We start from the raw sequence: 15,478 nt of genomic DNA, 5'->3' as shown, positions 1-15,478 counted from the left end.
TTGGTCGTTTCGTTTGAATGTTATTCATATTCATGGTCACCTCTAATGACATTATAAATCTGCCTCTAGAAGTGTCCTGTTTAATTAAACCATTTCAGCTGGAGCCGATCATTTGCATCAAGGGATAAACGATCATATTGCTTACAAGGTAAGTTGTGCCTCCTTCTATGTATTCTTAGTCGATGGATTTTCTTCGTCATTAGGATTTTATACGGAGAAATACGGTGGGTGGAGAAAAAACTTGATTATGAAAAGTCGATGCTGAATCTGATACTCGCCGATTTTATCGTCTTCGTCCACTTTGGGTTCATTCTCTTTGTCATTTTTGACGGGTTTTTGGTTTTTAAGTGGCGGAAGATGATGTGGATTCACATTCCAGCCGCAATTTGGGGTGTCTTGATCGAATTTGCCGGATGGATTTGCCCCTTAACCCACTTCCAAAACAGCCTGCGTTCGGTAAGCGGCGGACGCTTTGCCAGCGGCTTTATCGAACACTATATTATCCCAATGATTTATCCATCGGCATTGACAAGAGAAATCCAAATCGGCTTAGGAGTAATTGTCATTTTGCTGAATTTGTTGGTCTACAAAAAGCTGTTCTTGATGCGAAATAACAGCCAGCAACTTCGATTCCTTGAAAAATAAAGCAAGGGAGGTATTTCACCAGTGATTGGCCTATCCTACAATAGATTTAACCTCTGTTTTTACTTGGTCATGACCAAGAAATACTGGAAAGCGCGAAGGTTAGGGCGAACTGGTGAATCCCAATAAAAATTGGTCGCAACATATCGCGGCTTATTCACTTGTGTTTAATCAATTGTCTCGATCCTGATTAACCCCTCTGGCCTCGCAATATCCTGGGCGTTGCGGGTCAAGAGGCAAAGTATGCCGTAGGCTTGCTTGTCACCGACAAATGTCCGTTAACATCAGTCTTAGCCCATGTAAAACTATGGGCTATGTTTTTTCTTCACGATTTGTGGTCTTGGTTTTATAGGGCGACTATATGATCTAAGTCGATCAGAATACTCGTGCATGATTGAGTTTCGTTGCAGGTGCTCTAGCTGGTATTGTTGATCCTGTAGATGTTCTATCTGGTGTTGCTGGTCTTGTAACAATAATTGTCGCCGATATTGATCCTGCGACTGTAGCTGTTGCTGCGTTTGTAAATGTTGGATCTGGACTTGTTGCCAAAAATTGTCTTGAAACCCGCCTGGCGGGTAAGTTACTCGAGGCGCTGCAAAAGCAGAAAAGGTCACAAAGAACAATAATACTCTTAACATAATCAGGTCAGATTGTTGTTTATTAGGATATAAAGTTAATCATTTTTGGAAATGATAACGCGATATTGCCTTCGACAAAAAAACATCATTAAAGTTGTATTGGTTAGTGCCGTTTTATGTTTCAAAGTTTCAACTGGTAAGTTGTGCCATAATGATACTGGTAATTACCAGTAATACTTATTTTCATGCGAACCCTATTGATAGCAAAGTTAGTAGGTTTTAAAATTCTACAAGGCGTTAAGTGCAATTAAACAAACGAACGTTGATATTGAGCGGGTTATTACTGTCGCTATTGGCAATATCAACCAACCTTTTTGCTCACGGTGTTGATGCCTCGACAAAAAATTTCTTAACCGCCAATCAAGGCGTAGCAATCGGGCCATTTCTTTATATCGGCGCGAAACACATGGTGACAGGCTACGACCACCTGCTATTTCTGGTTGGGGTCATTTTCTTTTTATTTCGGGTGCGTGATGTTCTGGTTTATGTCAGCTTGTTCACTTTGGGACACAGTTTGACTTTGTTGTTTGGAGTTTTGAAAGGAATCAATGTCAATTCTTATCTTATCGATGCCATTATTGGCCTGTCTATTGTCTATAAAGCCTTTGATAATCTGGGTGGTTTCCGGCTGTTATTGGGTTTTCAGCCGAATAACAAGGTTGCTGTTGCCGTTTTTGGATTGTTTCACGGTTTTGGTTTGGCAACCAAGTTACAGGATTTTGCCTTACCTAAAACAAACTTATGGAAAAATCTGCTGGCTTTTAATGTCGGTGTGGAAGTGGGGCAGTTTGTCGCCTTATTTTTTATCCTGATTATCCTCGGATTCTGGCGCAGGTCGCCGAGCTTTTATACTTTTGCTATCGCCACCAATACGTTGTTGATGACGGGCGGATTGATCTTGTTTGGTTACCAATTAACCGGTTATTTTGTATACGGATAACGCTATGAACCCTGAATATCAGCCAATACAATCAACAAAATCACTGATTAACGCCAGTTTAGCGGCAGTGCTGTTGGCGGTAGTTATCTTGTTTGCCGCCGTACTTCCTGCCGAATATGGCATTGACCCGACCGGATTGGGCAAGAAGATGGGATTGACTGTACTTGCAGAAAAATCTACCCAGATAGCTAAAAACTGTTCAGGAATCACTCAAGTTCAGGCTCGAGATAAGGCGACAGAAGGCAATGCCAATCAAGCACAGGCAAACAACGACCAACAGCCTAATGAATTTGCAACGGAGCGCACCAATACCGTGACGATTGTCATCCCACCCAAAAAAGGGCTTGAATATAAGTTCTACATGGAGAAAGGTTATGCGCTGGATTATTCATGGGCAACAGATGGCAAACTGGTTTATTTCGATTTTCATGGCGAACCCAAAGGTGCTAAAAACGGCTATTTCAAAAGTTATTTTACTGCCACGGACAGCAAAGCCAGCGGTTCTTTAACAACACCGTTTGAAGGCATTCACGGCTGGTTCTGGGAAAATACAACCGATCAGCCCATCACCATCCGCTTAAATACCAAGGGTGTTTATAAGGTTTTAGGGCTAATGTAATGTCGGCACTTTAATCATATGATGAACTAATCGGCCAGGGTCGGAGCTTTAAAGCCCAAAGTGCAAGACCATTGCCAACATGCCTACCAATCCAACAAAGAAAAGGAGTTATCTAAAAAACAGCGATAACCTATTGATTTGGTGACTAGCCCTAAATCTCATGGGATGGCTTTCTATTTTTGAACTACACTTTTGAATTATTGAGCTAGCAAAAATCACGCGGATGTCGATTGTTATACCAATCCCAAAAAGTTGTAATATGAAACTCCCTCATCCTGACCTTCTCCCCTTGGAGAAGGTATCAATGAAAACTTATTGGGATTGGTATTGCTTTCCAATAAAACCTATTGCTGTATACAAAGATTATGATTGGGTAGGTATTGCCCCTTATTTTTTGTGTTTGTAGGTTTGTCTTGAAAGTGCATTTTTGGATTGTGCAAGTAAGAGCAGGTTTGAATGGCTAAATGCAAGAAAATTGCCTTAATATAGATGATAGTACATCAATAAACGACAACAAGGCTGAAGTAATATTTATTTAATTTTCAGAGGTAAAACCATGGTGGACGCACACTCCTTTATCAGCAAAGCGACGGTTCTTATAATAGATGATGATCCCAGTAAGCACAATTTAACAAGTGATTTGTTGAAAGACTACTGCAAGGCAGTCAGGGTTGCCAAGAATACGAAAAACGCGCTAAAAATTGTGCAGTCGGATTCTCCGCCGGATATTATCTTTCTTAAAATCATGATGCCGGGCGTGGCTGGCTACGAAGATTGCAAAAATTTAAATAGAGTCTCCAAAACACGTAGCATCCCGGTTATTTTTTTAACCGAGAAAAACGAGATGGCGGATGAGGCCTACGATTTTGAAAGGGGTATCTTGGATTGTATTGCTAAGCCAATCAGTTTTGTTAACTTACTGGGGCATGTTAAAACTCACTTGGAAATGAAAAATAGGGATAATTTTTTTGGTGCTTGGAATGCTCTTCTTGAGGATCAAGTACAAAAACGCACCGCAGAGCTAATGGCGGCCTTGGATGTTGCTATTCAAGCTATGGCTTATTTGGGAGAAACTCGAGATAACGTTACGGGGAATCATGTTTGCCGTGTCCAGTATTATGTCAAGGCTCTGGCGGAAAAATTACGCTTTCACCCCCGTTTCGTAAGCTTTCTCGACAACGACTACACCATTGAATTGCTGATCAAGACAGCGCCTTTGCATGACATTGGTAATGTGGGAATTCCTGATAGAATTCTTCTAAAGCCTGGGCGCTTAACGCCTGATGAGTTTGACATTATCAAAACCCATACTAGTATCGGGCGAAATGTTATCCTCCAAGCGGAACGTGATCTGAAGACAGAGATGCCGTTTCTTAAATATGCAAAGGAAATAGTCTACAGTCATCATGAAAAATGGGATGGTAGCGGTTATCCTGAAGGCCTTGCAGGAGATGCCATACCTATTTCTGCCCGCCTTATAGCGATAGCTGACGTTTATGATGCGTTAATAAGTCGGCGCGTTTACAGACCTTCTGTGTCACACGAACAAGCGGTAAAGATTATTTTAGAAGGCAAAAGTACACAGTTTGACTCCGATATAGTGGATTCTTTCAATGAAGTTCATGAAGAGTTTCATAGAATTTCCCAGACCTACGCCGACAGCGAGCAAGATTTCAAAAAAAAGATCGATTATTTAGAAAAAGCGATTGCAGTAGACCCTTATAGCTAAAAAACAATGTAAATAAATGGAGTCGACACCCAATACAGTTTTTTTGTCTTGGGATAGCGCGTGTAAATCTCACGTTCTATTTTAGGGAATCTTATTAGCGGATTTCTTGATATTTCGGCTGGTTATTCACCCGATCTGACATCAAACTCAATCTTCCAGTGGGCGTTGTCTTTTTGGGAAACGGCTTGCAGTTCTAGTGTGCCTACTTCCGTAACCGCAGCACATAAATGAACGGGAACAACTTCACCTGCTCTTCGGCCTTCCTTATCTAAGGTTACTTCGATTTCAGCCAGTTCTGAGAGTTCGTCACGGTTCCAGCGGTTTAAGCGTGTGCCCACCCTGTCTTCACGACGGGTTGTGGAGGCAAAGAAGCGAAAACGTACGGGCTCTCCAATTACCAAGCCGAATTCTTCATTCGATAATTCTTGTTGTGTCCCTTCTTCCATACCAAATGGGGCGATACATAAAGCTTGTATTTCTGGCGGAATGCCCGGAACAGAAGGCATAGCGCTTTCGATGCCGACGTAATAGGATGCAGCCGCACCACCTTTGATACGTACGCCTTTACCTTTGCGGACAAAGCCATAATAAGCCGCGCCTCTGGCAACGGCAAGATCAAGATCATTGCCGGATAGTAGTCGCGCTGGCGGTGCCTGCTCATCTTGCAACCAGCCGTTTAATACATTCATCAAGCGGTTAGCTAGAGAATCCGCTTTTAACACACCACCATTAAACAGCACTGCCGTTGGGTGTATAAACGTGGCATTTTTGGCTAGTTTAATGTCTTCTAATTCCCCAGTTGCATTTTGTTGTTTAGCAAGGAAAGCGGCGAGATGTCTTGTGATACCGGCATCTTGGGCATAGGGCAACCCCGGTGTTCTTAATCCTGTGCGGGCGCGGAAAACGGGTTTTGCACTGGCTGAGACTTGGGGCAAAAATCCATCAACCAAAGTATTATTGACTTCAGCCCTAGTCAGTTCTGTCCGTAGTGTACCGCCTATTAACGAAGAGCCCCGATTCGCAATGATGATCGGGGCAACATCCATTGTCATATTGGTGAGCAGTTTTTCTTTCGCATCCCGGCAACTGTGCGTTAATGCCTGAAATTGCCAGGGTTGCAGTAATTTGTCTTCTGTTTCCAGCTTAGCTTTCACGGTATATGCGAGCGCCAAATCCATATTGTCTCCACCTAGCAGGATATGGTCGCCAATCGCCACTCGGTTAAACTCAAGATTGCCGTCCTTCTGGGTAACAGCGATTAAAGACAGGTCGGTCGTACCGCCGCCTATGTCAATGACGAGAATAATATCCCCAACATGGACCTGCTTGCGCCAGTTATTGTGATTTTTTTCTATCCAGCTATACAGTGCTGCCTGTGGCTCTTCCAGTAGAATGGCATGGCCAAGGCCGACATTTTTAGCTGCTTCTACGGTTAGTTCCCTAGCTGCCGGATCAAATGATGCGGGTACGGTTATGACGACATCTTGTTGTTCTAGCGGGGTATCAGGGTGTTGGTGTTGCCAAGCGCTTTTTAGATGCTGCAAATAAGCGACGGTTGCCTGAAAGGGCGAAATGCGCTCAACTTCTTCGGGTGCTCCAGTAGGCAATAAGGGGGCTTTACAATCAATATCGGAATGACACAGCCAACTTTTGGCACTGGACACTAAACGAATAGGGGTTTTGCTGCCTAAGTTACGTGCAATTTCACCGACCAAATGCAGTGGTTTATTCGTCCAGGGCAGTGCGGCTACACCCTCGGCAAGTTCTGCTTCATGGGCTTGATAGATAAACGATGGTAATTGCAGATAGTCGTCAACCATGCCCGGCGCACTGAGCTGAGGTATCGGCATAACATGCTGCAAAAATTCATCATTTTCCAAGTTAGTGAGGTCGGCATAAGACATAACACAGTGCGTAGTGCCTAGGTCAATACCGACTGTGAATCTTTGTGGGTTTGGGCTATTCATCAGAAATTACGGGTAATCTAGTTGAATGGAAGATACCAGGGTTTATAGTTCAATTTCCGCAGCAGCGACAATATTAGGATTATGGCCTTGCGTGAGTTTAGGTAAACGCACCTCGGTCACTTGCCAGCCTTTGTGGATTAAGCTGCCGGTAAAAGGCGCGATGCCAACAATATTGCCTGTTAAGCGGATTGCAGAAGCATCAAAGCCGATTGGCACGGTAATATTGCTACCTTCCTGTTCGTTGCGGATAGGCGCAAGACTGAAATGCTCGTTTACAGCTTTGTTGCAGCCTTCATGCACTACCCTTGCGGCAGCGCCAATATCAGCATCGTTGTAGGCAGTAATATCTTCTTTAAGAAAATCAATAAATCGCGCTTCTTTTTGCAACAACCCGAGCATTTGCAGGGCGGCATCTGGTGTGTATTCTTTCAGGATAACAGGCTCAGGTATCGGTGCTTGCACTATTTTTTCGACTTCAATAATTTTCTCGACGATTTTAACTACAGGTTCAATTGGTTGGATCGGCTGAATGGTTTTGGTATTGATTTCCTTCTTATATCGGCTTCTGCTTAATAGCATGACCAGCAACAATAATATCAATACCGCCATTAGCACCACCACCGTACCAGCCAAACACACATGCCATAGGTCGAACGTAGTCGGCCTAAGCGATAAGTCAACAGCAAAGGTAGTCATTAGCGATTCAAGATAAGTCATGGCTGCCCCGCTTTTCGGCTGGCTTGTTCAAACAGTAAGCCTTGCAGCGCGTTACGCGTTACCTGCATGCGAATTTGCCTCAGATGGCGGTCTGCAATTACGCCAGGTACTTTTTCAGCCAAATAAACCTCCCTTATTTTAGTTAGTACAGGCTCACAGTGTTTTATGATTTCATCAGTCGCATTGCGGCTGTCCATTTTCAAGTAAGTCGGTTTTTGCATTTGCTCACCGACACATTTTTTATATTCATATTTCGATTCCTGTATTTTCTTGATAGTGGCATCGGTGATTGTTGTATTTTGCCATTCTTCGCTAGCTTTTTCGGCAACAGCGCTAATTGAAAATAACAGGATGCTAAATAATAGGGCGCTTGGAAAAAAGAATGTCTTCATGGATTTTCCTCTCAATTTAAGGTGGCAGCGTTTTTTGTGCAATTTTACGCGAGTTAACTGCAAATGAGTATTTCAATCAATAAGCCTATCTTAGAATCAATAGAGCCAGATTTTACTGCCGCTATCTGCAAGGGGTTAAAGCAATAAAAAACAATAAGATATATAACTATTTTAATGTTAAATTTTGAATAAAAATTGGATGCACATCATCCTCGGACAGGTTGGAACAACAATTTCATTAATATCAGATGACGTTAAAAAATTTAAAACTCGATAGCTAATGCAGTATCGTTTAGAATCTACACTTTGATAATGCAGAGTTATGAGGAGCTTGAAAGATGATCAACAGATACCTGGGGATGTTGCCGGTAGCGGCAATTTTTTTCGCACTTTCAGCTAATGCTGATGTCGCATTGAAGGATAATTCAGAAATTCTAGGAAAATGGCAGGTGACTGCCGAGTCACCGAAATTAGACGGCGAGAAAAAAAAGGTTATAGTGGAGTGGGATTTCCGAAATGATGGAGTTCTCATGAGTAAGGCGACAGATGTGGGTGGGAGAACTCTGGAGATGAATATACCTGTACAGTATAGAGTTGAAGACGGTGTAATAAAAAAACAGGTAGCCCCAGGGCGGGAAAAATTCGAGACTTGTAAGGTTGTTGAGAAAAATGGCTCAGAAATGATCTTGAAATGTCCGTTTCTTTATTACTTTTTAACTAAATTATAATAACAAAGGGTGCAGCGATGATTGGTGGAATATTAGGTATTCTTGTGCTTGTTTGGGTTTACCAAACGGCTACAAAAGCGAACGTAAATAATGTGGTAGTTTGGGTGATGGTTTGTGCTGTCGTTTATATGGCATCACAGTTCTTATTGATTGGAGGCAGTAATTACATTATCGAATCAATGCGGGCAAGTGAGGGCGGTGAGGCTTATGAACGTGATGTCCTGAGTATTGGTGACAGAAAAAATGTGGGCGGTTTTCAAGGCTCTAAAGGAACGTTCTCGTCAGTGTTTTTTGAATTGTTTCCACCCCTTGCAGGCTTCTTATTGGTTGCATTTGTCCGCACCAAGTTTGTTCTGAAAGAATCACTGACTAAATCTAACTTATTCAGCGGCTTCGGCGATATGCTCAAGAGCATTAAAGAAAGCTTTAAAAATCCTGATAACAAATAAGCCGTATAGCAAAATGAAAAGCCCAGGCAGTGCTTGGGCTTTTTTATGTTTGTAATTTTATGTGGCTGGGACAAGGGAATCGCTAGATTTATCCCACAATGAAGGATTGCTAGTTGCCCACAACCTTGGATACCACAAAAATCAAGGCAGATACAAATACGACAGTAAAAATCAAGCCAGCGATCACATAAGTCGAAAGCGAGCCTTGCTCGAAGTCCAATTTTCGATTCTTGTCGCTCTGTACACCCACAAAAGCTGCTAGAATGCTCTTGATAGTTTGAATAATAGTTGGCTTTGACACGTTAATCTCCTGGGTTACTGACAAAAATAATAGAGCTTGATCACTTTTAAAGCAATAATAATCAGTTGAATCAACCCCTCCATAAATATAAATGAGCAAATCAGCACTTCTTAAGCAAGAATTATCCAAAAGAATCTTATTTCTTGATGGCGCAATGGGTACGATGATCCAGGGCTACAAGCTGGAAGAAAAAGATTTTAGGGGCGACCGCTTTGCCCAGTGGGAAGTTGACCTTAAGGGCAATAACGACTTATTGTCGATAACCCAGCCGGATATTATCAAAGCTATCCATAGTGCGTATTTTGAGGCGGGCTCGGATATTGTTGAAACCAACACCTTCAATTCGACCAGTATTTCCATGGCGGATTACCGCATGGAAGCGTTGGCTTACGAGCTTAATCTTGAATCGGCACGTGTTGCTAAGCAAGCTGCCGATGAATACACGGCAAAAACACCGGAAAAACCGCGCTTTGTAGCGGGTGTTCTTGGTCCTACCGCTCGCACCGCCTCAATGTCACCGGATGTCAATGATCCAGGCTTTCGCAATATATCATTTGACGAACTGGTTGAGGCCTATACAGAAGCCACGCGCGGATTGATAGACGGAGGCGCGGATATTATCCTGATCGAAACTGTTTTCGATACCTTAAACGCCAAAGCCGCCATTTTTGCAGTTGATCAGTATTTTGAGCAAATTGGCACTAAATTACCGGTGATGATTTCCGGTACGATCACTGATGCATCCGGTCGAACCTTGTCAGGGCAAACCGTGGGCGCGTTTTGGCATTCTTTAAAACATATTGAACCGATTTCTTTCGGTTTTAACTGCGCTTTAGGTGCTACAGAGCTGCGTCAATATATTGCGGAATTATCGTCTATTGCTGATACTCACGTTTCGGCCCACCCCAACGCCGGCTTACCTAATGAATTCGGCGAATATGATGAAACACCCGAACAAATGGCAGATGAGTTGGCAAATTGGGCAGAAAGTGGTTACCTGAATATTATTGGTGGCTGTTGTGGCACGTCGCCCGCCACCATTAAAGCTATCGTCAATGCGGTACAACACCACGTTCCGCGCAGCATCCCTGACATCCCAAAACAATGCCGTCTTTCAGGGCTAGAGCCCATGGCGATTGGCCCAGATAGCCTGTTTGTCAATGTCGGCGAACGCACCAATGTCACCGGATCGGCTGCATTTAAACGACTGATTATCGAAGGTAATTTTGAAGTCGCGCTGGATGTTGCCAAACAACAGGTCGAAAACGGCGCACAAATCATCGACATCAACATGGATGAAGGCATGTTGGAGTCCAAAGAAGCGATGGTGCGCTTCTTGATGCTGATTGCATCCGAACCGGACATTGCCAAAGTACCGATTATGCTGGACTCTTCCAAATGGGATATTTTGGAAGCTGGGCTTAAATGTATCCAAGGTAAAGGCGTAGTTAACTCTATTTCGCTGAAAGAAGGCGAGGAAGCTTTTATCAAGCACGCCAAGCTGGTCCGACGTTATGGTGCGGCGGTTATCGTTATGGCGTTCGATGAAGAAGGTCAAGCCGACACCAAAGACAGAAAAGTCGAAATTTGCCAACGTGCTTATAAAATTCTAGTCGAACAAGTTGGCTTTCCGCCCGAAGACATTATTTTTGACCCGAATATTTTCGCCATTGCCACCGGCATTGATGAGCACAACAATTACGGGCTGGATTTTATCGAGGCCACCCGCGAGATCAAACAAACCCTGCCGTATGCGCTAATTTCTGGCGGCGTATCCAACGTATCGTTTTCGTTTCGGGGCAATAATCCGGTGCGTGAAGCCATCCATGCGGTATTTTTATACCATGCCATCAAGGCTGGCATGTCGATGGGTATTGTGAATGCCGGACAATTGGCTATATACGAAGACATCCCTCTCGACTTGCGCGATGCAGTTGAAGCCGTGGTCTTAAACACCCACGATGGCAGCGGCACGGACAAATTACTGGAGCTGGCGGCGAAATACCGTGGCGACGGTAGTAGCAGCGAAGCCAAACAGGAAAATTTGGAATGGCGCGAGTGGCCAGTAAGCAAACGCTTGGAACATGCACTGGTCAAAGGTATTACCGATTACATCGACGAAGATACCGAACAGGCGAGGCAGGAAGCAGAAAGGCCACTACATGTCATTGAAGGCGCGTTAATGGATGGCATGAACGTGGTCGGAGACCTGTTTGGTGCGGGTAAGATGTTCCTGCCGCAAGTGGTTAAATCCGCGCGGGTCATGAAAAAAGCCGTGGCGTATTTAATGCCGTTCATGGAAGCCGACAAATCAGCTGCTGACCGCCAGACCAACGGCAAAATCCTTATGGCGACCGTTAAAGGCGACGTACACGACATCGGTAAAAATATCGTCGGAGTGGTTTTGCAGTGCAATAACTACGAAGTTATCGACTTGGGAGTGATGGTGCCCGCCGAAAAAATCCTGCAAACCGCACGTTTGGAAAATGTCGATATTATCGGATTAAGCGGACTGATTACGCCTTCGCTGGATGAAATGGTGCATGTCGCCAAAGAAATGCAGCGCCAAGGCTTTACTATTCCACTTATGATCGGAGGAGCAACCACTTCCCGCGCCCACACCGCTGTCAAGATTGAACCACATTATAAAGGTGCGACGGTTTATGTGACAGATGCCTCACGCGGAGTCGGTGTGGCCAGTAATCTGTTAAGCGCCGAACTTAAAGATGAGTTTGTCCAAAGCACACGCGAAGAATACGCAGAAGTTAGGGAGCGTCATAAAGGCCGTGAAGCGAAAACAAAACAGCATTCGCTTGAATCGGCTAGGCAAAACAAATTCAACTGGGGACGTTATGAACCCGTCAAACCGAAGTTTTTAGGCACAAAAGTCATCGATGATATTTCCTTGGGCGTGTTGGTCGAGTATATAGACTGGACACCGTTTTTCCAGACCTGGGAAATGGCGGGAAGTTACCCTAATATCCTCAAAGATAAAGTAGTGGGCGAAGAAGCCAGAAAGCTGTTCGACGACGCCAATCGTATGTTGAAAGAAATCGTCGCTGGTCAATGGCTGACTGCGCGGGCAACCATAGGGTTTTTCCCTGCGGTTAGCGAAGATGATGATGTCGTCTTGTTTACCGATGAAACGCGAAGCCAAAAACGTGAGACATTGCATCATTTACGTCAGCAAAATATGAAAGCTCCTGGTAGGCCGAACTATTGCTTAGCCGATTTTATCGCGCCTGTTGACTCAGGCAAGCACGATTACATTGGTGCATTTGCCGTGACGACAGGGATAGGCATCGAAGCCAAACTTGAAGAGTTTGAACGCGATCACGACGATTACAGTTCGATCATGCTTAAAGCCTTAGCAGATCGCTTAGCGGAAGCCTTGGCGGAATACATCCACCAAGTCGTCAGAAAAGACTTTTGGGGCTATGCAGAAGACGAAACGCACGATAATAACCAGTTAATTAATGAAGCTTATCAGGGTATACGCCCAGCGCCAGGTTATCCAGCTTGTCCAGACCATACCGAAAAAGCCAAATTATTTGAATTGCTTAACGCAACTGAAACCACTGGCATTGAACTGACCGAGAGTTTTGCCATGTACCCTGCTTCGGCGGTAAGTGGGTGGTATTTCTCGCATCCTGAATCGCAATATTTTAATGTAGGTAAGATTGATCAAGACCAATTGAGCGATTATGCGAGACGCAAAGGTATCGCGGAGGAAGTTGCCGCTCGTTGGTTGGCAGCGCATCTGCATCATTAGTCTTTAGTGATGCCGCTTAATATCGCCCTACAGTTTTCAAGGTCGGTTACAAATATTGAGCCTCTGGGCAATGGGTTGATTAATGACACCTATCTAGTTAGCACAGAAGCAAAGCCGTTCGTTTTACAACGTATAAACAAGCAGGTATTTCCTCAACCTGAACAGATCATGGTTAACTTGATGGTACTTAACCAGCACGTTGAGCAGATTAACGATAAGCAAATAACCCTAAAAATCCCCCAGCTTTTACCAACTTTAGCTAACAATAGCTTTTTTTGTGATGAGCAGGATGATGTTTGGCGGGCATTAAGCTATATCGACAATACCGAAAGCCTGGAAACCATCAGCAATCTCGCACAAGCAGAGCAGGTGGGATATGCGCTAGGACAGTTCCATTGGTTAACCCGCAACCTAGATGCCGAAAAGTTGCATGACACCTTGCCCGGATTTCACATTGCTCCGAGATACCTGGATCATTACCAATATGTAAAACCTCAGACAAAGATACCTGAAGATCCTTATCATGCAGATTTCATCGATAGCTTTCAGCATATCGTCAATGAGTTAGAGGCGGCAAAAGGCCAAGGTCTGCTGACGCTACGTGTTATTCATGGTGATCCCAAACTCAATAACTTCCTGTTTGATAAAAACAGCCAACGCGTCATCAGCATTATCGATCTGGATACAGTAAAACCAGGGTTGATCCACTACGATATTGGTGATTGTTTACGTTCATGCTGTCATAACATGGCAACAGACGAATTTAATCTTGAGATCTGCCATGCCTTGCTAAGAGGCTATATAGAAAAAATGGGCGCATTTTTATCAAAAAGCGATTATCAATTCCTTTACCCCGCCATACGCCTGATCCCATTCGAGTTAGGGCTTCGGTTTTATTGCGATTATCTGGAAGGCAACCGCTATTTTAAAGTAGCTGATCTGCAAGAAAATTTGTGTCGTGCCACTGGGCAATTTCGGTTGTGTGCCAGCGTCATGGCACAGGAAGCTGATATTAAAGACATTATTAAGCATTTGCAGTCAAGTCACTAATTTGGTGGGCGAAAGACTGGATTACAGCAGACAAACTTAACGCTAATCGGACATGAAAAACCAGGTTAATAATCAGATTGCCTTAATTTTTTTTTATATTCAAGCAAGGCCAGCTCTCTGCTAAGGAGCTCTTTAAACGGAATCTGCTGCACAGGCTTTGTGACGTAAGTTGTGCTGCCGGCTATTATTCCCTTAGCTTCATCTAAAGGTGAGGTTAACCCCGTCACCATAATAATAGGGGTATTTTTATAATTCGGGTTTTCCCGCAGACGTGAGCAAGTTTCGTAACCGTCAATCCCCGGCATCATTGCATCCATAAAAATCAGATCGTATTGCTGAGCATTAGTTTTTTCTATTGCATTTTCGCCGCTATCGGCAAAGTCGATCACTCCTATTTGTGGCTGCATTGAAAGACTGAGTGCTAACAGTTTTTGAAACGAGGGATTATCGTCTACTATCAATGCCCGATAGCTTGGGAGGGGGGCTGTTTCTGCAATTTTCGGCAAGTTTGAATCACCAACCTTTGACGACAGTTCTGAAGCTTGCGGCTCGTGTTTATCTTCGCTTTCGGACTCTGGGCTATTTTGCTGGATCATTCTATTATGGTTCTTGAAGTTGTTTTTTGTTAGGGTGAACACTAGATTCAAAAAAGGCTTCTTACAAAAAACTTGTTTAGTTTACAGTTGCTTATATTCAAAGGGAATATGTAGCTGACTAAAGTGTAGTTACGTTGCAATTAAGTAAGAAGGTTAGTTGGAAACTCAAGTTTGTCAACTGTAATACCCTGCTTAAAAAACCTTGGAGCAATATGGTAGAATCTTGTGTGAGCTTAGGGTTGCAGCTTCCGGCTCGAACAAACTATCCAGTTCTGAGAGCGTGGATAATTATTGTTGTTACTTTATAGGAGCAGAAAAATGAAAACTTGTGTAGGTTTTTTGGGTGGTGGGTCAAACCTGTGACACGGCATGAATATCACGCCCAAATTCGACCTTATTGATCAGCAGCCCAATAACAATATCATGCATTTTCTCCAGCGTTGAGAAGCAGATGCTCCGGTGGGCCGGCCGTTTGATCCAGGTCCTGTTGTCAGGTTTTTTCGTTCTATCTTTTGGGTGTTCCGCTTGCCGACCTCGCGCCCGCCAGCGTCGAGGTGGCACTCGTAAGCCCACCGGTCGTCCGTGTATAACGGCTGATGTTGAACGGCGCAAGCAACGCTTTCAAGTCGTGGAACGCCGTGTCCTTGCGCTTGCCGAACACATAAGCCAGCACACGGTGTTGGTGGCCTGGTCAACGGCGTACCACAGCCAGCGTTGGTTTGACTTTTGTCCCCGACAAACGACCACTGTTCGTCCAATTCAGCCTCCAGGCGGGCCGGTTCCAGCCTGACTTCCCGTGGCTTCGCAGTGTCCTTATGGTACAATGGATTCACTTGCGCCAGGGCGGCGGCTTTTTTTAAAGTGCTGATCACCGTGTTTTTGTTGATCTTGATCACCCTCGCCGTATCCCGGATGCCGCTGCTGTTGATGGCCATCTC

General features: G+C 44.2%; 15 protein-coding genes. 9 read left to right on the top strand and 6 right to left on the bottom strand.

The annotated features are described in order from the left end of the window. Positions 1–228 precede the first annotated feature (228 nt). From ABL924_RS15195 to ABL924_RS15175, 5 genes are all read left to right on the top strand, one after another. Positions 229–645 (top strand): DUF2784 domain-containing protein, encoded by a 417-nt coding sequence (locus ABL924_RS15195; protein ID WP_349027947.1) that lies wholly within the window; start codon positions 229–231, stop codon positions 643–645. 391 nt (positions 646–1,036) lie between these two features. Then, entirely contained in the window at positions 1,037–1,282 is a 246-nt protein-coding gene (locus ABL924_RS15190) for a hypothetical protein (protein ID WP_349027946.1), read from the top strand. Positions 1,283–1,548: 266 nt separating this feature from the next. Further along, a complete protein-coding gene (locus ABL924_RS15185; protein WP_349027945.1) occupies positions 1,549–2,220 on the top strand; it encodes a HupE/UreJ family protein in 672 nt (223 codons plus the stop codon). Between the two features lie 4 nt (positions 2,221–2,224). Beyond that, positions 2,225–2,839, top strand: coding sequence for a hypothetical protein (locus tag ABL924_RS15180; protein WP_349027944.1), 615 nt, complete (start codon positions 2,225–2,227; stop codon positions 2,837–2,839). Positions 2,840–3,395: 556 nt separating this feature from the next. Beyond that, entirely contained in the window at positions 3,396–4,568 is a 1,173-nt protein-coding gene (locus ABL924_RS15175) for an HD domain-containing phosphohydrolase (protein ID WP_349027943.1), read from the top strand. A 122-nt stretch (positions 4,569–4,690) separates the two neighbouring features. On the opposite strand, the gene ABL924_RS15170 is transcribed toward ABL924_RS15175, so the two are convergent. Genes ABL924_RS15170 through ABL924_RS15160 form a run of 3 tightly spaced genes read right to left on the bottom strand, consistent with a single transcriptional unit; the run spans position 4,691 to position 7,644 of the window. Continuing rightward, positions 4,691–6,535, bottom strand: coding sequence for an Hsp70 family protein (locus ABL924_RS15170; RefSeq protein ID WP_349027942.1), 1,845 nt, complete (start codon positions 6,533–6,535; stop codon positions 4,691–4,693). A gap of 42 nt (positions 6,536–6,577) precedes the next feature. Continuing rightward, on the bottom strand, positions 6,578–7,252 hold the full coding sequence (locus ABL924_RS15165) for a DUF2760 domain-containing protein (RefSeq protein WP_349027941.1): 675 nt from the start codon (positions 7,250–7,252) through the stop codon (positions 6,578–6,580). Next, positions 7,249–7,644 carry a hypothetical protein gene (locus ABL924_RS15160; RefSeq protein WP_349027940.1) on the bottom strand — a complete coding sequence of 132 codons (396 nt, stop codon included), beginning with the start codon at positions 7,642–7,644 and terminating at the stop codon, positions 7,249–7,251. Before ABL924_RS15160 ends, ABL924_RS15165 begins: the two co-directional genes overlap by 4 nt. Positions 7,645–7,982: 338 nt before the next feature. Between ABL924_RS15160 and ABL924_RS15155 the strand changes: the two genes are divergently transcribed. Further along, the gene (locus ABL924_RS15155; RefSeq protein ID WP_349027939.1) at positions 7,983–8,372 is read left to right on the top strand and encodes a hypothetical protein; all 390 of its coding nucleotides are present in this window, start codon (positions 7,983–7,985) and stop codon (positions 8,370–8,372) included. Between the two features lie 17 nt (positions 8,373–8,389). Beyond that, a complete protein-coding gene (locus ABL924_RS15150; protein WP_349027938.1) occupies positions 8,390–8,821 on the top strand; it encodes a hypothetical protein in 432 nt (143 codons plus the stop codon). Between the two features lie 109 nt (positions 8,822–8,930). On the opposite strand, the gene ABL924_RS15145 is transcribed toward ABL924_RS15150, so the two are convergent. Beyond that, complete coding sequence (locus ABL924_RS15145) at positions 8,931–9,122, bottom strand: DUF2970 domain-containing protein (protein ID WP_349027937.1); 192 nt, start codon at positions 9,120–9,122, stop codon at positions 8,931–8,933. 91 nt (positions 9,123–9,213) lie between these two features. Between ABL924_RS15145 and metH the strand changes: the two genes are divergently transcribed. After that, positions 9,214–12,894 (top strand): methionine synthase, encoded by a 3,681-nt coding sequence (gene metH / locus ABL924_RS15140; RefSeq protein WP_349027936.1) that lies wholly within the window; start codon positions 9,214–9,216, stop codon positions 12,892–12,894. A 9-nt stretch (positions 12,895–12,903) separates the two neighbouring features. Then, complete coding sequence (locus tag ABL924_RS15135; protein WP_349027935.1) at positions 12,904–13,944, top strand: aminoglycoside phosphotransferase family protein; 1,041 nt, start codon at positions 12,904–12,906, stop codon at positions 13,942–13,944. A 65-nt stretch (positions 13,945–14,009) separates the two neighbouring features. Here the strand turns inward: ABL924_RS15135 and ABL924_RS15130 are convergent, their stop codons facing one another. Both ABL924_RS15130 and ABL924_RS15125 read right to left on the bottom strand, forming a co-directional pair. Then, positions 14,010–14,540, bottom strand: a complete 531-nt coding sequence (locus ABL924_RS15130; protein ID WP_349027934.1) for a response regulator — start codon at positions 14,538–14,540, stop codon at positions 14,010–14,012. A gap of 401 nt (positions 14,541–14,941) precedes the next feature. Continuing rightward, the coding region (locus tag ABL924_RS15125) for an IS1 family transposase (protein ID WP_349027933.1) at positions 14,942–15,478 on the bottom strand (537 nt) is incomplete at its 5' end.

Source organism: Methyloglobulus sp. (assembly GCF_040079455.1).
GTDB lineage: Bacteria > Pseudomonadota > Gammaproteobacteria > Methylococcales > Methylomonadaceae > Methyloglobulus.
This window is presented reverse-complemented; position numbering and strand designations above follow the sequence as displayed.